This window comes from Blautia sp. BIOML-A1 (assembly GCF_009883055.1).
Lineage (GTDB): Bacteria > Bacillota > Clostridia > Lachnospirales > Lachnospiraceae > Blautia_A.
Window position 1 is genome coordinate 38,874 of record NZ_WWVR01000001.1, and the last position, 20,070, is coordinate 58,943.

Annotated in this window: 23 protein-coding genes; 20 read left to right on the forward strand and 3 right to left on the reverse strand. The window is 43.5% G+C overall.

Translation table 11 applies throughout. The features are described 5' to 3' along the window. The first annotated feature begins 49 nt into the window (after nucleotides 1-49). Together GT674_RS00155 and GT674_RS00160 are read left to right on the forward strand one after the other, a co-directional pair. Nucleotides 50-1,468 carry an arabinose isomerase gene (locus tag GT674_RS00155; protein WP_161283809.1) on the forward strand — a complete coding sequence of 473 codons (1,419 nt, stop codon included), beginning with the start codon at nucleotides 50-52 and terminating at the stop codon, nucleotides 1,466-1,468. Nucleotides 1,469-1,482: 14 nt separating this feature from the next. Further along, nucleotides 1,483-2,466, forward strand: coding sequence for an AraC family transcriptional regulator (locus GT674_RS00160; protein ID WP_161283810.1), 984 nt, complete (start codon nucleotides 1,483-1,485; stop codon nucleotides 2,464-2,466). An 80-nt stretch (nucleotides 2,467-2,546) separates the two neighbouring features. Here GT674_RS00160 and GT674_RS00165 read toward each other — a convergent pair whose 3' ends face one another. The 3 genes from GT674_RS00165 to GT674_RS00175 are packed head-to-tail and all read right to left on the reverse strand — an operon-like array spanning nucleotide 2,547 to nucleotide 4,311. After that, entirely contained in the window at nucleotides 2,547-2,771 is a 225-nt protein-coding gene (locus GT674_RS00165; RefSeq protein ID WP_161283811.1) for a hypothetical protein, read from the reverse strand. Between the two features lie 16 nt (nucleotides 2,772-2,787). Beyond that, nucleotides 2,788-3,762, reverse strand: a complete 975-nt coding sequence (bsh, locus tag GT674_RS00170; protein WP_161283812.1) for a choloylglycine hydrolase — start codon at nucleotides 3,760-3,762, stop codon at nucleotides 2,788-2,790. A 15-nt stretch (nucleotides 3,763-3,777) separates the two neighbouring features. Next, nucleotides 3,778-4,311, reverse strand: coding sequence for a DUF3877 family protein (locus GT674_RS00175; protein WP_161283813.1), 534 nt, complete (start codon nucleotides 4,309-4,311; stop codon nucleotides 3,778-3,780). Between the two features lie 330 nt (nucleotides 4,312-4,641). Between GT674_RS00175 and GT674_RS00180 the strand changes: the two genes are divergently transcribed. The 18 genes from GT674_RS00180 to GT674_RS00265 all read left to right on the forward strand — a co-directional run bounded on the left by GT674_RS00180 (nucleotide 4,642) and on the right by GT674_RS00265 (nucleotide 19,920). Beyond that, nucleotides 4,642-4,995, forward strand: coding sequence for an arsenate reductase family protein (locus tag GT674_RS00180; protein WP_161283814.1), 354 nt, complete (start codon nucleotides 4,642-4,644; stop codon nucleotides 4,993-4,995). Then, complete coding sequence (locus tag GT674_RS00185; RefSeq protein WP_243149003.1) at nucleotides 4,971-6,590, forward strand: ATP-binding protein; 1,620 nt, start codon at nucleotides 4,971-4,973, stop codon at nucleotides 6,588-6,590. Before GT674_RS00180 ends, GT674_RS00185 begins: the two co-directional genes overlap by 25 nt. A gap of 183 nt (nucleotides 6,591-6,773) precedes the next feature. Then, nucleotides 6,774-7,007: a hypothetical protein gene (locus GT674_RS00190; RefSeq protein WP_161283815.1), complete on the forward strand. Its 234-nt coding sequence runs from the start codon at nucleotides 6,774-6,776 to the stop codon at nucleotides 7,005-7,007. A gap of 261 nt (nucleotides 7,008-7,268) precedes the next feature. After that, entirely contained in the window at nucleotides 7,269-8,783 is a 1,515-nt protein-coding gene (locus GT674_RS00195) for a citrate/2-methylcitrate synthase (protein ID WP_161283816.1), read from the forward strand. Further along, nucleotides 8,780-9,850, forward strand: coding sequence for a tryptophan--tRNA ligase (gene trpS, locus GT674_RS00200; RefSeq protein ID WP_161283817.1), 1,071 nt, complete (start codon nucleotides 8,780-8,782; stop codon nucleotides 9,848-9,850). The genes GT674_RS00195 and trpS overlap by 4 nt, the downstream gene beginning before the upstream one ends. 341 nt (nucleotides 9,851-10,191) lie before the next feature. Continuing rightward, nucleotides 10,192-10,494, forward strand: a complete 303-nt coding sequence (gene ureA / locus GT674_RS00205; RefSeq protein WP_161283818.1) for an urease subunit gamma — start codon at nucleotides 10,192-10,194, stop codon at nucleotides 10,492-10,494. Nucleotides 10,495-10,506: 12 nt separating this feature from the next. Next, entirely contained in the window at nucleotides 10,507-10,875 is a 369-nt protein-coding gene (ureB, locus tag GT674_RS00210) for an urease subunit beta (protein ID WP_161283819.1), read from the forward strand. Between the two features lie 23 nt (nucleotides 10,876-10,898). Further along, nucleotides 10,899-12,620: an urease subunit beta gene (gene ureB / locus GT674_RS00215; RefSeq protein ID WP_161283820.1), complete on the forward strand. Its 1,722-nt coding sequence runs from the start codon at nucleotides 10,899-10,901 to the stop codon at nucleotides 12,618-12,620. A gap of 22 nt (nucleotides 12,621-12,642) precedes the next feature. After that, nucleotides 12,643-13,149 carry an AmiS/UreI family transporter gene (locus GT674_RS00220; protein WP_161283821.1) on the forward strand — a complete coding sequence of 169 codons (507 nt, stop codon included), beginning with the start codon at nucleotides 12,643-12,645 and terminating at the stop codon, nucleotides 13,147-13,149. Between the two features lie 25 nt (nucleotides 13,150-13,174). Then, nucleotides 13,175-13,654, forward strand: a complete 480-nt coding sequence (locus tag GT674_RS00225) for an urease accessory protein UreE (RefSeq protein WP_161283822.1) — start codon at nucleotides 13,175-13,177, stop codon at nucleotides 13,652-13,654. Nucleotides 13,655-13,665: 11 nt separating this feature from the next. Continuing rightward, nucleotides 13,666-14,361: an urease accessory protein UreF gene (locus GT674_RS00230; RefSeq protein ID WP_161283823.1), complete on the forward strand. Its 696-nt coding sequence runs from the start codon at nucleotides 13,666-13,668 to the stop codon at nucleotides 14,359-14,361. 63 nt (nucleotides 14,362-14,424) lie between these two features. Beyond that, a complete protein-coding gene (gene ureG, locus GT674_RS00235) occupies nucleotides 14,425-15,033 on the forward strand; it encodes an urease accessory protein UreG (protein ID WP_161283824.1) in 609 nt (202 codons plus the stop codon). Nucleotides 15,034-15,036: 3 nt separating this feature from the next. After that, nucleotides 15,037-15,828 (forward strand): urease accessory protein UreD, encoded by a 792-nt coding sequence (locus GT674_RS00240; RefSeq protein ID WP_161283825.1) that lies wholly within the window; start codon nucleotides 15,037-15,039, stop codon nucleotides 15,826-15,828. Between the two features lie 244 nt (nucleotides 15,829-16,072). Beyond that, nucleotides 16,073-16,438 (forward strand): BMC domain-containing protein, encoded by a 366-nt coding sequence (locus GT674_RS00245; protein ID WP_161283826.1) that lies wholly within the window; start codon nucleotides 16,073-16,075, stop codon nucleotides 16,436-16,438. A 10-nt stretch (nucleotides 16,439-16,448) separates the two neighbouring features. Then, entirely contained in the window at nucleotides 16,449-16,880 is a 432-nt protein-coding gene (locus GT674_RS00250) for a BMC domain-containing protein (protein WP_161283827.1), read from the forward strand. Between the two features lie 18 nt (nucleotides 16,881-16,898). Beyond that, nucleotides 16,899-17,429 (forward strand): EutP/PduV family microcompartment system protein, encoded by a 531-nt coding sequence (locus GT674_RS00255; RefSeq protein ID WP_161283828.1) that lies wholly within the window; start codon nucleotides 16,899-16,901, stop codon nucleotides 17,427-17,429. Between the two features lie 197 nt (nucleotides 17,430-17,626). Further along, nucleotides 17,627-18,535: a LysR family transcriptional regulator gene (locus tag GT674_RS00260; protein ID WP_161283829.1), complete on the forward strand. Its 909-nt coding sequence runs from the start codon at nucleotides 17,627-17,629 to the stop codon at nucleotides 18,533-18,535. Between the two features lie 110 nt (nucleotides 18,536-18,645). Then, nucleotides 18,646-19,920: an SLC13 family permease gene (locus tag GT674_RS00265; RefSeq protein WP_243149004.1), complete on the forward strand. Its 1,275-nt coding sequence runs from the start codon at nucleotides 18,646-18,648 to the stop codon at nucleotides 19,918-19,920. The last annotated feature ends 150 nt before the right edge of the window (nucleotides 19,921-20,070 follow it).

Sequence of the window (20,070 nt, forward strand, 5' to 3'; positions counted from 1 at the left end):
TGGAATAAGGTGAGTATATACATTAATAAAATAAATTGGAGGTTTTATTATGTTAGTAAACACAAAAGCAAGAGTCGGCGTATTTTCTATTGCTTTAGGAGCATACCTGCCTCAGTTCCCGTCACTGGTACCTGAGTTTGAAGCTCAGTATGAGGCATTCAAAAAAACAATCCCTGATACAGTAGAGATCATCGATGGAGGAATGGTAACAACAAAAGAGCAGTCTATGGAAGCTGGAGATAAATTCCGTGCTGCAGACGTTGATATCGTATTTCTTCAGATGCTGACCTATGCGACATCCTACAATATGCTCCCTGCAATCCGTGATCTTGATGTTCCGGTTGTTCTTGTGAACGTTCAGAAGCTTAAAGCACTGGATTATGATCACACAGATATCGCTACATGGCTTGGCGAAGGATATGCATGCGGTGCTGTAGGTGAAGCAGTTGCCGATCTGGAAAGAGCAGGCAAGAGACATGCTGTTATTACAGGTGTAGTTGAGGGTGGAGATCCGGCTGTTCAGGCAGAGATCGAAGACTGGTGCAAGGCTGCACAGGTAAGAAGAAGATTCCGCGATACCAATATCGCTCAGATCGGAAGACCTTATCCGGGTATGATGGACCTTTACATCGATGAGACAAACCTGTACAACAGAATGTTCCTGTACACCAAACAGTTTGATTGGGAAAAAATGTGGGCGATCGCTGACGATATCACAGATGAAGAAGTGATCCGTGCAAAAGCACAGGATATTCTTGATACTTTTGATATTGAGGATGGCGGCACGATCGAAAAAGTATGGGATATGGCAAAATACGTTGTTGCATTCGAGAAATGGGTAAAAGATGAACATCTCAGCATGGTTGCTTCCCATTATGACGGATTTGCACAGGGTAAGGCAGGTGTCCTTGACAGTATGCTGATCCCGGCATTCTCTATGCTGATCAAACAGGGTACAGCATGTGCCGTTGAGGGTGATATGAAGGTTGCCATGGCAATGAGTATCCTCAAGACCATTTCCGGTACAGGCCAGCTTTCTGAGATGTACTCCATCGACTTTAACGATGATATCTGCATTATCGGACATTCCGGAAGTGGAGATGCGGATATCTCTGATAAGAAACCTACCATGAAGATTGTACCGGTATTCCACGGCAAAACAGGCGGTGGATATCTGACACAGTTCTATCCATACACAGGTCCGGTTACTTATCTTGCAATCACACAGGATGCTGACGGACACTTCAAATTCGTTGTTGCTGAGGGCGTAAACGAAGAAGGACCAATCCTTTCCTTTGGTGATACCAACATGAGAACACGTTTCACCTGTGGTGCAAGAGAGTTTGTAAACCGCTGGAGCGAAGCTGGTCCGACACATCATATGGCTGCTGCTACAGGAAGACATATCGACACCATCCTGAAGGTTGCAAAGATCTTTAATATTCCGGTTGATATCGTTACAAGATAATAACCATACCCCATATGCAGCAGGTTTTATTAGAGCATTTAAGAAAAATCACAGAAGAAGAACAGCGCATTCTGGACGGGGTGGCAGAGGTAGATAAGGATCTCTACACATCCGGTCAGGATTTTACCGTGGACAGCGCCAAGATGCTCAGCGAGGGCAAGCTGATCGCGGTGCGTACACACACACGGTTTGTACATTTTCCGTCGCACAGGCACAATTTTATCGAGGTGCTTTATGTCTGCCAGGGACGACTTGTCAATATTATTGGCGGGAAGGAAGTTGTGATACAGAAGGGAGAACTGCTCTTTCTGAATCAGTTTACGCGGCATGAGATCCTGCCAGCGGGAGAAGAGGATATAGCGATCAATTTTATGATCCTTCCCGAGTTTTTTGATGTGGCATATACGATGGCAGGGAATAACAATGTGCTTGCGGATTTTCTTGTAAATGTTCTGCGTCAGGATGAGGAGAGGGGAGAATATCTTCATTTTAAAGTGGCAGAGGTGTTGCAGATCCAGAATCTGCTTGAAAATATCATCTACTCTCTGGTAACGGGGAAGGGAGACCAGAATCGTATCAATCAGACAACGATGGGACTTATCTTTCTGTATCTTCTGGAGTCGGTGCAATATGCAGAGATGCGTCTTCCAAACCAGTATGAGAATATGATCGCAATGACCACCCTGGATTATATTGAGCAGCAGTACAGGACAGCTACACTTACGGAGCTTTGCGAGAAACTGCACCTTCCGATGCATGTGTTGAGCAAAATGATCCGAAAAAACACAGGATTTAATTTTAAAGAACTGCTTCAGCGTAAACGCCTGAATAAAGCAGCGGAGCTGATGTGTGAGACAGACCTTCCGGTCAGTGATGTGATCGCGGCGGTCGGATATGAGAACGGAAGTTACTTCCACCGGGTTTTTAAAGAACATTACCATATGACACCGAGGGCCTTTCGGATTGCAAACAGCAAAGAAGAGCGGATAAGACTATAAGATACACAGAATAAAGAGATAAAAAGACACCAAAGGATGTACGAATATACAGCCAATGGTGTCTTTTTGGATGATACAGCTTATCTCGCACTTCCGGCAAGGTTTCTTACAAGCTCGATATCAGATTCTCTGACCTTAAGATTTGTTTCGATGGTTTTGCCCTCAGGTGTGGTGACCTTGATCTCGATGATCGTATCAGGTCGGATTGCACTTCCGGCAGCCTGAAGAAATTTGGGGAATTTGGGATGATTCCGGGTAAATGTGGCCCAGGAATTTTTTAACTGCATTAAGTTTCCAAGATTCATATGAGTACCTCTCTTTTCAGTTCTGGAAATTGATTTTTTCACCCTGAAGGACAGGATAACAGATCAGAGCATCACTGTCCAGATTTTCTCTGTGCATATCAACAGCACTGATCTGATGATTTTCGTAGGTAGTATAATAGTAAATTCCCTTTGCGGTATTGCAGCAGGAGGTATAGAGTGTGATCTCATATTTGCCGTCTGCGACCTCACAGCAGCCTCTCTGCTGATCGACAGAGCCAAGGATGTGGAAAAATTGGCTGATGCTTTCAAGCTCGGAATCACCGGATTTTGCGTTCATTTTGGTAAAAGCCACACGAACGAAGCGGGATGCGGAAGAAAGATCACCCGGAAGTCCGAGAGCACCCATGCCGCGGCTGTAAGCAGCAAGCCCGAGGTCATCAGAAAATGTATTTGCAGGCTGCTTTGGAGACAGGTGCATATAGTTGTTTAACTGGAACATCTGCTGTGGAAACGGCGGGTTATTGGTAAGAACTCCTGCCGGATTGTCATAAATATGAAGACCGTCGGACATGGACTCTACAGTGATGGAACTGTCTTTGTCAGCAATGATCCAGTGAAGCTGTGCCAGAGGAAACTGTTCGCTGAATGGTGTGTTGGCAAGGTTTATTCCGGACAGAAGTGCACGGGCTTCATCGACAGAAGCACACTGGCAGAGAATCCATGGAATGAATTCAAACTGTGCGACATTGTCAGCACCTGGTTTCACATCTGCATAGGCTGCGTTTCCTACGAAATTCAGACCGGCCATGCCAAGCCCCTTTTCGTTGATGGCATCATAATATAAAGGATAGTTTTCGGCGACATGAGCCATCCCGATGATCGCAAAATGCTGATCGATAACTCCCATGTGACGGAAATGGAATGGGTAGTTTCGGGGAGAAATGGTGATCTGATCCCCATAGGAAAATTCATAATCAAGAGTTCTTCCGAAATAAAAATCTCTGGTTTTGTAAGTTGCTGCGGTACACATAAAAAAGCCTCCTTATCAAAAATCGAAATCGGTATAGTCTTCTGGAAGGAAACGATGGTAGATGATGTGGCATCCTTCGTCTTTGAAACAGTAGTAATAGGTATCATCCGGATTATCTGCAAAGCGGATCAGGCGGTCGAACTCGCCGTTATCCATTTCTTCCGTAATGATATTCTCAGAATAAGTATGGAATAAATCCAGGATTTCATTCATGGTACAGCCATGTCTGCCGACCAGATTGACAAGTTCCTTAATAAATTCATTTCCGGCAGTGTTGTCGTGTACATAGACAGTTCCCTGCGGTGGAATATGGAAACAGAAACGGTCTCCCTTGTGGGAAACCCTGATGTCTCCGAGTTTATCTGTGAGAGAAGCCGGAAGCGTGCTAAGACGTGCCTGCATTTCATCAGCAGTGTCAGTGGCGGCGAAAAAATGATTCAGAGAAGAAAGCGGATAATACAGACGGATATCTTCTTTAAAAAATCCAAGCTTCGCCTGCTCTTCTTTGATGATGTCAATCAGATTCTTTTCAAGTTTATCATAACCCATAATGGGACCTCCTTTACAAGTTAAATCACTGCAACACATTGTACCAGATTTCCCGTGAAAATGCCAGTGGGGACGCGGAAAAATGGTTCAATCTATGTCCAAAATGGCAATACAGATCTGACAAAATGTTATAAAAAATGTTCGTTGACAGTGTGGGGGATGTAGAGTATGATGAAATCAAAAGTTCTAAAGAAATATTCTATATACAGATTTTTTTATTAGCAATTCTGGCACATCGCCGATAGTTTCATTGAAATTAAGAAAGAAAAGATAAGGCAGTGCCAGGAGCATACAAAAAATTTTGCTTGCCGGATCAAGGGAGGGAATAAAATGTTAGTTCTGGTATATCGAAAATGCAGCACCTGTCAGAAAGCACTTAAATGGCTCGAGGAGCACAAGATTTTTTTTGAGGAGCGAGCGATCGTAGAGGAGAATCCCACATATGAAGAACTGAAGGAATGGTACGAAAGAAGCGGGATGCCGCTTAAGAAATTTTTTAACACAAGCGGTATGCTCTACAAGCAGATGGATCTGAAAGAAAAACTTCCGCAGATGACAGAGGACGAACAGCTGAAACTGCTCGCAACCAATGGCATGTTAGTAAAACGCCCTCTTGTAGTCGGAGAAGATTTTGTCCTGACCGGATTTCGTGAGAAGGAATGGGAAGAGAAAATACGGGGGTAGGTATGATTCCGTTAAAATTAGAAACATTACTTGCAGGACGGACGGTTGAGCAGAACAGAGTTGAATATAAAGAAGGATGGAATCCTAATGACATTATCCATACGATCTGTGCATTTGCAAATGATCTTCATAATGTAAACGGTGGATATCTTGTAATCGGAATCCGTGCCGAAGATGGAATTCCGGTTCTTCCACCTAAAGGTCTTCCGATGAATATCCTGGATTCTGTGCAGCAGGAGATTTTTCAGTATTGCAATCTGATCACACCGAGATATATTCCAAGAATTGAAGTGATTAATTACAAAAATACAGGGGTTTATCTTCTCTATTTGTGGTGCAGTGCAGGAGACAGTGGACCGTATCAGGCTCCGGTGGATGTGTATGCAGAGAAAGGAAAGAAGAAAGACCGCCGGATGCAGTACTGGATAAGGCCGTCTTCACCTACGGCAGCGGCAGACCGCGAAGAAATTGCAGAACTGTTTGATAAATTTAATTCCATACCGTTTGATGATCGTATCAATCGTAAAGCCTCTGTTCAGGATATAAGACGTGGCTACCTGGAGGATTTCCTGAGAGACAGCCGGAGTTCGCTGGCAGACGAGATCAACAAGAGTTCCATGGAAGATCTTCTGCTCTCTCTGGAAGTGGCGGATGAAACGGATACGGAGTTGAGCATACGGAATATAGGTGTTCTGATGTTTACGGACAGACCGGACAGATTTATTCCGGGAGCACAGATTGATCTTGTAAAGTTTAATACAGAAGAGGCAGAAGGTTCCGATGATTTTTTTGAAAAAACTTTTTATGGACCGATCTGGAAACAGGTCAGGGATGTTCTTGATTATATCAATACAAATATAATCGAAGAAAAAGTTGTCAAGATCCAGGGACGGGCTGAATCAGAACGGTATTTCAACTACCCGTATAATGCACTGGAAGAAGCTGTTGTAAATGCGGTTTTTCATAAATCATACAGAGAACCGGAACCGGTTGAAGTTCGAATTTATGTGGACAGAATCATGCTCATCAATTATCCGGGAGTAGATAAGTATATCAGTCAGGAAAAATTTCGAACAGGAAAAGCAAGAGCAAGGAAATACCGCAATCGAAGAATCGGGGAACTGTTCAAAGAAATTGATCTTTCGGAGAAACAGGGAACCGGCATAACCAAGATATTAAGAGAGCTGGAAAGAAACGGTTCGCCCGCTCCGCTGTTTGAAATGGATGAGGACAGGAACTATCTTGAGACAACCATTTTTATCAGAGAAGGTTTCGAACAAACGATGATGTCCGAAAAGATGTCCGAAAAGATGTCCGAAAAGATGTTGAGTTCGAGAGATCTTATCGTAGACGGGGAAGATGGAAGAACGAAGTTTCTTGTGGAATCCACTGCATTTACAAATCTGGAAAAAGAACGTCTCCTGCGATTGCAGCAGTATATGATAAAATTTCAGAATATCAACAGCGCCAGGGCAGCGGATATTCTTGATATTCAGCAGAAGACTGCTTCCAGGCTTCTGGCAAAGGCAGAAAAAAATAACTTTCTGGAAAGCGAAGGAAAGACAAAAAATAAAATTTACAGACTGATATCCTGACAGAGTTTTTTATAAATACCGGCGGTGGAAACACTGGCCGGTGTTTTTTACTTTATGTGACCAGATGCAAGAGGAATATGTCTGCTAAAGCAGACTGCATCTGGCACGCAAAGCAGATTGAGTTTTGGACAGGGGATTATATAATAAATTTATACAAATTTGAGAAAATCAGAGGAAAAGCGTATGAAAATAGAAAACCTGTGTATAAACTGTATGCGGGAAATGAAAGAACCTGGCGGAATCTGCGGATTTTGTGAATTCAACGTAGAAACCTTTGAACTTCCGCGGCACCATATGAGACCATTTACCATTCTTGCAGGAAAGTATCTGATCGGAAAGGCTATCGGTGACGGTGATACTATAAATAGTGTTTCAATAAATAAACTCCCAGAAAACTACACCCCACCACAGGACTAACTCTCCTGTCTATCTATCCATCCACCATTTTACACTGTAAAATTTTCATCTGTGAAAGTTTTCTTCATTTATCTATTGTATTTTAGCAGGCATTCGTGTAAAATAGATTACAATTTAGCTTGGTAAAGCACGAATATGTATGCCGGACGGCAGAAACATTCAGGTCAGATGCATTGTGACCATTTTGCCGGTCATATTTTGAGGTATACAGGTCAAACGCATACCAGGACGAGAAATATACAGATGAAGGAGAGAGAACAAATGGCAGATCATGAAATGATGAATCTTGACGAGATGGGCAGACTCAGAGACAGTATGGAGCTGCTCGGGGAAGAACTGATGAATGGCCATCGGATCAACCCGAATCTTTATGTAGAATACGATGTAAAAAGAGGACTGCGTGACTCAGCAGGTAAGGGTGTCCTGACCGGACTTACCGAGATCTCTGATGTTACAGGTTATGACCTGATCAACGGACGTAAGATTCCTGCACACGGCAGACTGTATTATCAGGGATATAATGTAAATGATATTGTAGATGGACTTAAGGGACGTAAATTCGGATTTGAGGAAACCATCTATCTTCTGATGTTCGGAAGACTTCCATCTGACAAAGATATGGAAATATTCAAGAACATCATGGCAAGTTTCGAAACGCTGTCCGGACGTTTTGTCCGTGACGTTGTCATGAAAGCATCCAATAGTGACATTATGAATGCCATGCAGAGATGTATCCTCACTCTGTATACCTATGATTCCAGACCGGAAGATATCTCCGCAGAGAATGTTCTTCGTCAGAGCCTGGAAATGATCGCGAAGCTGCCGCTGATCGCAGTATATTCTTATCACGCATACAGACATTTTCGTAAAGATGAGATGCTGTTTATCCGTAATCCGGAGAAGGATCTCTCACTTGCAGAAAACATTCTTCTGATGCTCAGACCTGACGGAAAATACACAGAGCTGGAAGCCAAGGTTCTTGATATTGCACTGATCCTTCATGCAGAGCATGGCGGCGGTAACAACTCAACCTTTACAACACATGTAGTTACTTCTTCCGGAACAGATACCTATTCTTCAATCGCAGCCTCCATCGGTTCACTGAAGGGACCACGTCATGGTGGAGCCAACCTTAAGGTTCAGAACATGTTTGAAGATATCAAGGCAAATGTCAAGGACTGGACAGATGAGAAGGAAGTAGAAGAATATCTCCGCAAGATCCTGAATAAAGAAGCCTTTGACCATTCCGGACTGATCTATGGTATGGGACATGCAGTTTATACATTGTCTGACCCGCGTGAGGTGATCCTTAAGAGATTTGCAAGAGATCTTGCCAGAGAAAAGGACATGATGAAAGAATTTGCTCTTTATGAACTGGTGGAACGCCTTGGCGGAAGACTTGTCATGGAACAGAGAAGACTTTTCAAAAATGTCTGCGCAAACGTAGACTTTTACAGTGGTTTCGTATATACTATGCTTGGAATCCCTAAAGAGCTGTTCACACCGATTTTTGCGATCGCACGTATTCCGGGATGGAGTGCTCATCGTCTTGAAGAAATACTCAACGCAAGCAAGATCATCCGTCCGGCATATAAATATGTTGGTCATCATGCAGAATTCGTTCCCTTTGATGAGAGAGAACCAGAAGAAGGTTGCGAGGAAGTCTTAAGAGAATTAAAGCATGAGGAAGCGGAACAGCCGGAACAAAAAGCAGAAACTATAGAAAAAGCGGCACCGCAGGATTCAGACAAGTGCCCTGAGGAGAAGGCTAAATGAAACAGGTTATTTTAACAGGTGACCGTCCTACCGGTAAACTTCATGTAGGACATTATGTAGGATCATTGAAGGAGCGTGTCAGACTCCAGAATTCCGGAGATTATGATGAGATTTTTATTATGATCGCAGATGCACAGGCACTGACAGACAATGCTGAGCATCCGGAGAAGGTACGCCAGAATATCATCCAGGTCGCACTGGATTATCTTGCATGTGGAATTGATCCGGCGAAGTCCACGATCTTTATCCAGTCTATGGTACCGGAACTGACAGAACTGACATTTTATTATATGAACCTTGTAACGGTAGCACGTGTACAGCGTAACCCTACAGTTAAGGCTGAGATTCAGATGAGAAACTTTGAGGCCAGCATTCCAGTTGGATTTTTCTGTTATCCGATCAGCCAGGCTGCAGATATCACTGCTTTCCGTGCAACGCATGTGCCGGTTGGTGAGGATCAGATGCCAATGATCGAGCAGTGTAAGGAGATCGTGCACAAGTTCAATACGGTTTATGGTGAGACACTGACCGATCCTAAGATCGTTCTGCCATCCAACAAGGCATGCTTACGTCTGCCGGGCATCGATGGCAAGGCCAAAATGAGCAAGTCTCTTGGAAACTGTATCTATCTCTCTGACGAGGAAGCAGATGTTAAGAAGAAGATCATGTCCATGTTTACAGATCCGAACCATCTTCGTGTAGAGGATCCGGGACGTGTAGAGGGCAACCCGGTATTTATCTATCTGGAAGCATTCTGCAAACCGGAGTATTTCCCGGAATTCCTTCCGGAATACCAGAATCTTGAGGAACTTGAGGATCATTACCGCAGAGGCGGTCTTGGCGATGTCAAGGTTAAGAAGTTCCTGAATAAGGTTATGCAGGCAGAACTGGGACCGATTCGCGCAAGAAGAAAAGAATGGGAGCAGAGAATTCCGGATGTTCTGGATATCCTGAAAGAGGGAAGCAGGGTAGCCCAAGCCAAAGCAGCTGAGACTCTGAACGATGTCAAGGCATCCATGAGAATCAACTACTTTGACAGTGACCAGTCTGATATGTATCAGAAATAAATGGTAACTATTCAGAAGGTAGTATCCCGCGAGGCGTTTTGGTATGTTTTTTGCCAAAATCCCGAGACATACAAGGCAAAATGCCATCACCGAAGGTGATTTGGAATGCATTTTGACTCGTAACTGTGAGGGTACTGAACAGTTACAATAAATGTATAACGGTTATAAGAATATATAGTTCTATGAACGAAAATTGATATTACAAAAACTCATTGACATATTCCAAATGGGAATGCTATAATGTGTTCTATTCCGAGAGGAACTAAGCAGACAAAGAAGTCTATAGAGGATTTCTTTGCCTGCTTTTTTTATTTTCTAAATACTCAAAAGGAGGAAATGTAATGCGTTTAAATCCAAAGGAACAGGAAAAGCTTATGCTCCATATGGCAGGAAATCTGGCAAAAGAGCGGAAGGAACGAGGCGTGAAATTGAATTATGTGGAAGCAGTTGCCTATATCAGCTCCGAGCTTCTTGAACTGGCAAGAGACGGCAAAGAAGTAGTGGAACTGATGCAGCTTGGAACCAAAATGCTGACAAAGGCCGATGTTATGGACGGCGTTGCAGACATGGTGCATGAAGTACAGGTAGAGGCGACATTTCCGGATGGAACCAAACTTGTGACAGTACATAATCCGATTCAGTAAAGGAGGACAACGATGAAAATTGGTGAAATCATTCCATTGGACAGAGAAATTACTTTAAACGAGGGAAAACCTGTGGTTACGATCAAGGTAGCAAACACTGGAGACCGTCCGATTCAGGTAGGCTCACATTTCCATTTCTTTGAGGTAAACCGTTATCTCAAATTTGACAGAGAAAAAGCATATGGTTTTCATCTGGACATTCCGTCAGGAACTTCTGTACGTTTTGAACCGGGTGAAGAAAAAGAAGTCCAGCTTACTGCAATTGGCGGAACGAAGAGGGTATTTGGTCTGAACGACCTGACCTGTGCACAGATTTCAGAAGTCAACAAAGAAGCAGCTCTTAATAACGCCCGCACAAAAGGCTTTATGCCAAAAGCGTAATTCTAAAAGGAGGAAACAGATTCATGAGTGTAAAAATTTCCGGTGAAAAATATGCAATGATGTATGGCCCGACAGCTGGAGATAAGGTACGTCTGGCGGATACAGATCTGATCATTGAGGTAGAAAAAGACTATACCACTTATGGTGATGAAATTAAATTCGGAGGCGGTAAGACCATCCGTGACGGTATGGGACAGTCTGTTAAGACAACCAGTGCAGACGGAGATCTTGATCTCGTTATCACAAACGCTCTGATCGTGGACAGTACAGGAATCGTCAAAGCAGATATCGGTATCAAGGACGGCAAGATCAAAGGAATCGGTAAGGCAGGAAACCCAAGCGTGATGGACGGTGTGACACCGGGTATGACGGTAGGTGCTTCTACGGAGGCTCTTGCAGGAGAAGGTATGATTGTGACAGCTGGTGGTATTGATACGCATATCCACTTTATCTGCCCGCAGCAGATCGACTGTGCACTGTATTCCGGCGTGACAACAATGATCGGTGGAGGAACCGGTCCGGCAGATGGAACGAATGCGACAACCTGTACTCCTGGACCATGGAACATGGAAATGATGCTTAAGGCAGCAGAGGAATATCCGATGAACCTTGGATTCCTTGGAAAAGGAAACTGCTCCGATGAGAAGCCGCTGATCGAACAGGTCAAAGCAGGTGCTATGGGACTTAAGATCCATGAGGACTGGGGTGCAACTCCGGCAGTTATCGATCATTGTCTGAATGTAGCAGATGAATATGATGTGCAGGTGGCCATCCATACAGATACTCTGAATGAGGGTGGATGTGTTGAGGATACCATCAATGCCATCGGTGGAAGAACCATCCATACATACCATACGGAGGGTGCCGGCGGCGGACATGCACCGGACATCATCAAGGCGGCAGCAACACCGAATATCCTTCCTTCTTCCACAAACCCGACAATGCCATTTACTGTAAATACTCTGGACGAGCATCTGGATATGCTGATGGTGTGCCATCACCTTGACAAAAAGATCCCGGAGGATGTTGCTTTTGCAGATTCCCGTATCCGTCCGGAAACCATCGCAGCAGAGGATGTGCTTCACGACATGGGTGTGTTCAGTATGATGAGTTCTGATTCCCAGGCCATGGGACGTATCGGAGAGGTTATCACCCGTACCTGGCAGACTGCAAGTAAGATGAAAGGGGAAAGAGGTCCTCTTCCGGAAGATGAAGGCCATGGAAATGACAACTTCCGTGTAAAGAGATATATCTCCAAATACACGATCAACCCGGCGATCACACATGGTATTTCTGAATATGTTGGATCTGTAGAGCCAGGAAAATTTGCAGACCTTGTTCTCTGGAATCCGGCATTCTTTGGAGCAAAACCAGATATGGTCATCAAGGGCGGTATGATCATCGCATCCAAGATGGGTGATGCCAATGCTTCTATCCCAACCACTCAGCCGGTATTCTATCAGCCTATGTTTGCAGCACATGGAAAAGCAAAATATGCTTCCTGCCTGACCTTCGTATCAAAGGCAGCCATGGAAGAGGATGTCAAGGCAAAATACGGCCTGGAAAAAACAGTTGTTCCGGTAGAGAACTGCCGAAACATCGGAAAGAAAGATATGGTATTTAATGATAAGACACCGGAGATCACAGTGGATCCGGAAACTTACGAGGTAAAAGCCGATGGTGTCAGCATCACATCAAAACCGGCCACAAAACTTCCGCTGACACAGCTGTATAACTTATTCTGATAACTTACTGAGGAGGGCATAAATGTTAGGTGTTTGTTTATTATTTGTAGGAATTGTCCTGATCAACAACGGTATCTGCAACTTTTATAAAGTCGATGGAAAATCCCTCGCAGTGATGAATATTTTTACGGGAGGCTTATCCCTGTTCATCAACTTTGTAAATCTTGTGCAGGGAAACTATTATGCGGCAGGAACAGGACTTCTGTTCTGCTTTACCTACCTGTTTGTAGCAATCAACAATATCTTTAAACTGAGCAGTATTCCATTTGCATGGTTCTCTACATTTGTAGCGATTAATGCAGTGGTATTTGGAACACTGGAAGGCTTTGTCGGAAGCTCAGCTCTTGGAATCCAGCCGGATATCCGCTGGGCAGCGATCTGGTATCTCTGGGCGATTCTCTGGGGAACTTCTTTTGTAGAAGACATCATGGGCAAAAAGCTTGGCAAATTCGTTCCGGCACTTCAGGTGTTTGAAGGTATTGTGACAGCCTGGATTCCAGGTGTACTGATGCTGATCGGAAAATGGTAAAAAAATCCGCGAGGAGGAACATACAATGATTTGTGAAAAAATTCTGGGAAAACTGACAGATGAGGAGTTCTCCGGAAAAAAAGTAGATTACGTGGATATCCACTGGGATGAAGCGTTTAAGAAGCTTCACAGAAAAACAAGTCAGGGAGGCACAGAACTCGGCATCCGTCTGGATGATTCTGTGCTGACCAGGGGTCTGAATCAGGATGATGTTCTTGCAGTGGAGGGTGATACCGTGTATGCGGTAAATATCCCTCCCTGTGAGGTTATTGTTGTCACAGTAGACAAACATCATCCACATATGGTTGCAAAGGTGTGCTATGAGATCGGAAATCGTCATGCACCACTGTTCTGGGGAGCAGAAGAGGGAACCTTTATCACTCCTTACAATGAACCGATGAAAGTGATGCTGGATAAACTTCACGGTGTTTCCACAGAGGTAAAAGAATCCAAACTGGATTTTGACAGAAGAATTTCAGCTTCCGTACATTCTCATACCCACTAGGAGGTACGTCTATGACAGAAGGAACAGCGAAATTTTTTCTGCTTCAGGTAAATGATGCATTATTTCCAATCGGCGGATATTCACATTCCTATGGTCTGGAAACCTATATCCAGAAGGGGATTGTCCACGATGAGGACAGTGCACAGGAATTTATCCACAAGCGTCTGAAATATAATTTTTCGTACAATGAATTTATGGCAGTGAGACTTGCCTTTGAATATGCCCTCAGAGAGGATCTGGAAGCAATTTCCCGTCTGGAAGAGATCATGGAAGCCGGGAAGATCCCGCGTGAGACAAGAGAGGCAAGCAGAAAACTGGGATCCAGATTTATCAAGACCCTGTCGGCACTGGAGCTTCCTGTACAGAACAGTATTTTTGATAAATACAGAGAGGCACGAAAGGGAAAAAGCGTGCATCACGCGGTGGCCTATGGTGTCTTCTGTGGAGCGGCAGGAATCGCCGAAAACGAAGCACTGGAACATTTTATCTATGCACAGACCTCTGCGATGGTCACAAACTGCGTAAAAACGATTCCATTAAGTCAGTCTTCCGGTCAGAAGCTCTTAAGCGGATGCTATCCACTTCTGCAGGAACTGACAAAAAAAGTGACAGAACTAGGAGAAGAATGGCTCGGACTTTCAGGACCGGGATTTGATCTTCGCTGTATGCAGCATGAAGGTTTGTATTCAAGGATTTATATGTCCTGATACCAGGGCTACTACCTTCTGAATAGTTACGATAAAACTTCAAAAATGAGAGGATGAGGAAAAATGTCATATGTAAAAATTGGTGTGGCAGGACCGGTTGGTTCCGGCAAAACTGCCCTGATCGAATGTCTTACAAGACAGATGGCTTCTGAATACAGCATTGGCGTTATAACCAATGATATCTATACAAAGGAAGATGCGGAATTTTTAAGCAAAAACTCCGTTCTTCCGAGAGAAAGAATCACAGGTGTGGAAACCGGCGGCTGTCCTCATACTGCGATTCGTGAAGATGCTTCCATGAACCTGGAAGCAGTTGAGGAAATGATGGAAAAATTCCCGGATATTCAGATTCTGTTTATTGAAAGTGGAGGAGACAATCTTTCTGCAACCTTCAGTCCGGAACTGGTAGATGCGACGATTTTTGTTATTGATGTTGCAGAAGGTGACAAGATCCCGCGTAAAGGCGGTCCTGGAATCACCAAATCAGATCTTCTTGTCATTAATAAGATTGATCTTGCACCGTATGTCGGGGCTGATCTTTCTGTTATGGACAGGGATTCCAGAAAAATGCGCGGTGATAGACCATTTCTCTTTACCAATATCCGTGGACTGGACGGCACAGATGCCGTGATCGAATGGATCAAAAAAAATGTACTTCTGGAAGGATGTTAAAGAGTGACAGCAGAGAATAAATTTGGAAAGACATCGGAGGTAAGACTGGAAACAGAACTTAGAGACGGAAAAGCCGTATTGAGCGATGTGTTTTTTACAGCGCCTTTCAAGGTGATGCTTCCTTTTTATCTTCGAGAGGATTATATGCAGGTGATGGTTCTTTCGGCATCGGCCGGAATCATGGAGGGGGATGTACAGAAATTCGATATCCATGTGAATCCCGGCACCAGTCTGGAATATCTGTCACAGGCATATGAAAAGATCCACAAAATGAAAGAGGGAATGGCAAGACGCGAAACAAAGATTGTTGTAGAGCCGGAGGCATTCCTGAAATATGCACCGCTTCCGACAATTCCATTTAGGGACTCGGCATTTGAGAACCATCTTGAAATAGAATTGAAGGAAAAAACCTCCCGACTTTTGTTTCAGGAAATTCTCTCCTGCGGAAGAGCAGCCTGCGGTGAGGCATTTGCTTACCGTTTATATCATAATCATGTTGCAGTCCGTGAAGAAGGAAAACTGATCTATCTGGATAATACCAGATATGATCCGGAATTCTTTGAGATGAGCGGAATGGGGATGTATGAGGGATTTACCCATCTTCTGAACCTGGTCTTTTTTAATATCGAAAAATCAGAATCCTGGATCAGTGCGGTTCGGGAACTTCTGGACGAAACACCGGATGTAGAGGGAGGTGTCACCCGGATAGCAAGTGGAGATGCGGCGGTCCGTATCCTGGGAAGAGGGGCAGAACCTCTTCTTAAGATATCAGAAAAGATACAGGAAATGAACTGAATAAAGAAACCAGCAGAGGCAGCTGTTCTGGAGAAATCCGGAGCAGTTGTTTTTTGTTAGTTTTAAAAGAAGTAAAGAAAATATAATGTTGTTTTATGTGGATTTAGTTTTTGAAATAAGTTGTTTTTTGCTGAGTTTTTGGAAAATCACCTTGACATCAGGATGCTTAAATAGTATAGTAGAAATACTAGGTAGAGAATATTTCGTGAAATTTTACGTATTATCTGAAAGTGAGGAACTGTCAATGGCAAATGAACATAACGATCAGATCAGAATCGTACAGGAAACGGTAGCTGGTAAGGAGATTACCTTTGCACATGTAATGGGGGGGCCGGCTCCTATCATATATCAGAAACTCGGACTGAATCCGCAGGTTGACTATCGTTCATCTGCAATTGGAATTATGAATATGACACCATCAGAGTCAGCGGTTATCGCATCTGACATTGCAGTAAAGAGTGGTAACGTATATCTTGGATTTGCAGATCGTTTCACAGGAACTATGATCATCACAGGGGAGATTTCCGATGTTATGTCAGCAATGACAGAGGTTGTGGATTATTTCCGTGATACTCTGGGCTATGTGGTTTGTAAGATTACCAAGAGATAGGAAGTAAGGCATGGAAGAACGAATAACGCGAGAGGAACTTCTTGAGAGACTTTTTCATGACGACTATGAGAATCTGAAGGGCAGAAAGCTGCGTATGACTCGAGTGCGGGTTCCTGGCAAGTCGATTGATTTTGCACATGTATTTACTCCTTCGGACTCAGTTGTTTATAAGAATCTTGCATTGGACATAGGCGTACATGAGGGCGAGGATCATACAGGACAGTCTATCGGCATCATCCGTATGACACCGTGGGAGGCTGTTGTGGTTGCCACGGATGTGGCTGTCAAGGCGGCAGATGTTGAAGTCGGATTTATGGATCGTTTTGGTGGTGCACTTATTATATTGGGTGGATTATCCCAGGTACTGACTGCAATAGAGGAAGTTGTGAGATTTTTCCGTGATGAGCTGAACTTTGATGTATGTGAGATACACAAAAGCTGATACAGGACAGGACATAAAATGAAAAAAATTTTCTTGATGGGACGGAGTGAGGCAGGTAAGACTTCTCTGACACAGGCGTTGAAAGGCGAAGAGCTTCATTATCACAAAACCCAGTATACAAACTCAAATGAAGATACGATCGATTCCCCGGGAGAATATGCGGAGTCAAAGCATTTCAGCGTTGGACTTGCCTGTTTTTCCTTCGAGGCAGATGTGATCGCGATCGTGCAGGCTGCGAACGAACCCTTTAACCTTTTCAGTGACGGAAGCAGATGTTTCCTTTTGAGACCGTTGATTGGAATCATCACGAAGGTAGATTCACCGAATGCCAATCTTCCAATGGTACGTCAGTGGATGGAGAACATGGGATGTGAGCGGATCTTCGAGGTCAACAACGTGACGAGAGAGGGAATCGCAGAACTTTTGGATTACCTTAAGGATGATCTTCCGAAGATCACTCTTGAGCAGGCGAAGTTCAAGCAGAGTCTCGGTCTGAACGAATGGCAGCCGCTTCCGGAGGGTGTGGAATATCCGGAGAGCATTCGATAAGCTGGAAGAGATCAGAAACAGGAATCTTATGAATATATGAATTTATGCAGAGGGACATACAGGAATGTGTGTCTCTTTTTTTGTTCTTTTTTCAGTTCATCGATATTATCTGGTAATGACGGATTGACAATTGGCGATGCAGCAGGTAAAAAGAAAAAAAGAGAATTAACGGAAAATCTGTTAGGAGGAGATTGCTTATGGATAAAAATATACAATATATTCTGGAAGTTGCCCGATGCGGTGGGATTACGAAAGCTGCTAATAAACTTTACATTACTCCTTCAGCACTGAGCAGATTTGTGCAGGCAAGAGAAAATGAGTTGAATGTTCTTTTGTTTCATCGGGTCGGGAAACGTTTTGTTCCGACAGAAGCCGGAAAATACTACATTCAGAAATGTCGGGAAATAGAACAGCTTCAACTGGAACTGAATCAGCAGATGCAGCATTTTGCCAATATCAGTAATAAAGTAATTCAGATAGGTGTACAGCCTTCATTTTCTACAGTAGTCCTGGATAAAGTCCTTCCTGTGTTCAGGAAGACTTATCCGGATATGAAAATAGTTCTTCAGGAATATTCGGCAACAAACCTTATGGAAATGCTTCGCAGACAGGAAGTGGATGTGATTCTTGCTACAACGGATAAAAGAAATTCTGACTATGAATATCAACTGGTAAAATCCTGCGAAACTGTTATTGCTGTAGAAAAGAATCATCCACTCATAACACAGGCTGTATTACGTGAAGGATTTCGATATCCGTGGATTGACCTGTCGAAATGTGCAGAAGAAGAAAACGTAATGCAGCTCCCGGGTACGACATTTCGTCAGGAAGCTGATGAACTTTATGCTCGTAATGAGTTAATTCCAAATATCGGTTATCAAATCAGCGGAACCCGCACAGGACTTGCCTGCGTTGCCTGCAATCAGGCAGTTATGATCACGCTGGATCATATGATTTTCAACAGCCTTTTTTCAGACAGGATTCTTCCGCTTTCTGTCGGTGAAAAGCCGCTGCATACAGAACTGAATCTGGTTTTTATGAAAGACACGGTTTTCCGAAAAGAAATTCAGAAATTGTATAAAATTATTTGTAAACAAGTCAGATAATCTTGAGTGAAACGAAAGATATCTTGAAAAAAGCGAACTGTACTTTGAGTAAACCCTGAGATATGATTGTATTTATTGTTAAAATATTATCATATGCAAAGGAGAAAAGTATGACACCCTTACAAATTACCTTAGTGATCCTGCTGGTAACGATCATTGCTTTTGCGTCAGGTAAAATTCCGATTGCAGTTATTTCATCCGGAATCATGATCGCACTTATCCTGACAGGAGTCAGAACCCCCGAAGAAGCATTCAGCGGATTTGTTAACACAAATGTTGTTATGTTTGTTGCGATGTTTGTGATCGGTGCGGGACTTACCAAGACAAAGCTGATCGATCATGCACAGAATCTTGTTATCCGTTATAAAGAGAATCCACGTATGCTGATCCTGTTATCCTGTCTGGCTGCATCTCTTATGGCGTGTATCACAAATGCAACAGCAACTGCTGCCATTATGATTCCGCTTCTTGTTGGAATTGCCAATGATATTGGAACCAGCCGCAGTAAACTTCTTTTTCCGGCTATGGCATGTGCAAATGTTGCTACTTCCATGACTTTTCTGGGACAGGGTGCCAGCAACATGACCTGGAACGATATCATGATGGAAGGCGGCGCACCACATGCACTGCATGTATGGGATTTTACCATCGCACGAATTCCACTGCTTGCTGTTGCAATTGCCTACATGGTTTTTATTGGTCATAAACTGATGCCGGATATTGACAACAGCAAATTTGATGACAGCGTACACGGAGCAGAGACATCTGAAAAACTGAGTCCCTTTAAAGAAAAACTCGCTCTGATCATTGTTCTTGGCACAATTGTCCTGATGCTGTTTGAAAATGTGATTGGCGTAAAAATGTATCTTATCGCATGTATTGGAGCTGTTCTTTTAGTACTTACTGGTGTTCTTTCCGAAAAGGAAGCACTGAATTCGATTCATCAGCCGACGATCTTTTTGTTTGCAGGGGTGCTGTCTCTTTCTGATGCGATCAAAGTGACCGGAGCCGGTGACCTTGTGGCTGATCTGATGATCCGGATCCTTGGTGATACAGCAAATCCATATATTATGATGACCGTATTTTTCATGATTCCGTTCTTGCTTACACAGGTAATGTCAAACCTTGCAACGCTGACGATTTTTATTCCGCTGGTCACATCTGCCTGCCTTAAGATTGGTGTGGATCCACGTGCGGCAGTTGTCGGTGTCCTTACTGCAAGCTGCATTTCAATTATGACTCCGATGGCAGCTCCGTGTCAGATCATGATCATTGAACCAGGCGGGTATACATTTAAAGATTATCTGAAATGCGGAACGCCGCTGGCACTGATCCTTGCATTAATGACAATCTTTCTGATGCCGCTGATGTTTCCGTTTTATTAAAACACGGATTGTTTGGTAACTGTTCGCAGTAATATTGTTTCTTTAAAAGTCCATAAGTTTTTTCTATAGTACCATACGTATCAATGATTTGTTATTATCGAAAATATGTGGATATAATAAGTGCATCAAAGGAAACGCAAAGCAAAGAAG

What these genes read in the sequence shown, in the direction of transcription:
- GT674_RS00155 (WP_161283809.1), top strand. Translation starts at nt 50, where the DNA reads ATGTTAGTAAACACAAAAGCAAGAGTCGGCGTATTTTCTATTGCTTTA.
- GT674_RS00160 (WP_161283810.1), top strand. Translation starts at nt 1,483, where the DNA reads ATGCAGCAGGTTTTATTAGAGCATTTAAGAAAAATCACAGAAGAAGAA.
- GT674_RS00165 (WP_161283811.1), bottom strand. Translation starts at nt 2,771, where the DNA reads ATGAATCTTGGAAACTTAATGCAGTTAAAAAATTCCTGGGCCACATTT.
- bsh (WP_161283812.1), bottom strand. Translation starts at nt 3,762, where the DNA reads ATGTGTACCGCAGCAACTTACAAAACCAGAGATTTTTATTTCGGAAGA.
- GT674_RS00175 (WP_161283813.1), bottom strand. Translation starts at nt 4,311, where the DNA reads ATGGGTTATGATAAACTTGAAAAGAATCTGATTGACATCATCAAAGAA.
- GT674_RS00180 (WP_161283814.1), top strand. Translation starts at nt 4,642, where the DNA reads ATGTTAGTTCTGGTATATCGAAAATGCAGCACCTGTCAGAAAGCACTT.
- GT674_RS00185 (WP_243149003.1), top strand. Translation starts at nt 4,971, where the DNA reads ATGGGAAGAGAAAATACGGGGGTAGGTATGATTCCGTTAAAATTAGAA.
- GT674_RS00190 (WP_161283815.1), top strand. Translation starts at nt 6,774, where the DNA reads ATGAAAATAGAAAACCTGTGTATAAACTGTATGCGGGAAATGAAAGAA.
- GT674_RS00195 (WP_161283816.1), top strand. Translation starts at nt 7,269, where the DNA reads ATGGCAGATCATGAAATGATGAATCTTGACGAGATGGGCAGACTCAGA.
- trpS (WP_161283817.1), top strand. Translation starts at nt 8,780, where the DNA reads ATGAAACAGGTTATTTTAACAGGTGACCGTCCTACCGGTAAACTTCAT.
- ureA (WP_161283818.1), top strand. Translation starts at nt 10,192, where the DNA reads ATGCGTTTAAATCCAAAGGAACAGGAAAAGCTTATGCTCCATATGGCA.
- ureB (WP_161283819.1), top strand. Translation starts at nt 10,507, where the DNA reads ATGAAAATTGGTGAAATCATTCCATTGGACAGAGAAATTACTTTAAAC.
- ureB (WP_161283820.1), top strand. Translation starts at nt 10,899, where the DNA reads ATGAGTGTAAAAATTTCCGGTGAAAAATATGCAATGATGTATGGCCCG.
- GT674_RS00220 (WP_161283821.1), top strand. Translation starts at nt 12,643, where the DNA reads ATGTTAGGTGTTTGTTTATTATTTGTAGGAATTGTCCTGATCAACAAC.
- GT674_RS00225 (WP_161283822.1), top strand. Translation starts at nt 13,175, where the DNA reads ATGATTTGTGAAAAAATTCTGGGAAAACTGACAGATGAGGAGTTCTCC.
- GT674_RS00230 (WP_161283823.1), top strand. Translation starts at nt 13,666, where the DNA reads ATGACAGAAGGAACAGCGAAATTTTTTCTGCTTCAGGTAAATGATGCA.
- ureG (WP_161283824.1), top strand. Translation starts at nt 14,425, where the DNA reads ATGTCATATGTAAAAATTGGTGTGGCAGGACCGGTTGGTTCCGGCAAA.
- GT674_RS00245 (WP_161283826.1), top strand. Translation starts at nt 16,073, where the DNA reads ATGGCAAATGAACATAACGATCAGATCAGAATCGTACAGGAAACGGTA.
- GT674_RS00250 (WP_161283827.1), top strand. Translation starts at nt 16,449, where the DNA reads ATGGAAGAACGAATAACGCGAGAGGAACTTCTTGAGAGACTTTTTCAT.
- GT674_RS00255 (WP_161283828.1), top strand. Translation starts at nt 16,899, where the DNA reads ATGAAAAAAATTTTCTTGATGGGACGGAGTGAGGCAGGTAAGACTTCT.
- GT674_RS00260 (WP_161283829.1), top strand. Translation starts at nt 17,627, where the DNA reads ATGGATAAAAATATACAATATATTCTGGAAGTTGCCCGATGCGGTGGG.
- GT674_RS00265 (WP_243149004.1), top strand. Translation starts at nt 18,646, where the DNA reads ATGACACCCTTACAAATTACCTTAGTGATCCTGCTGGTAACGATCATT.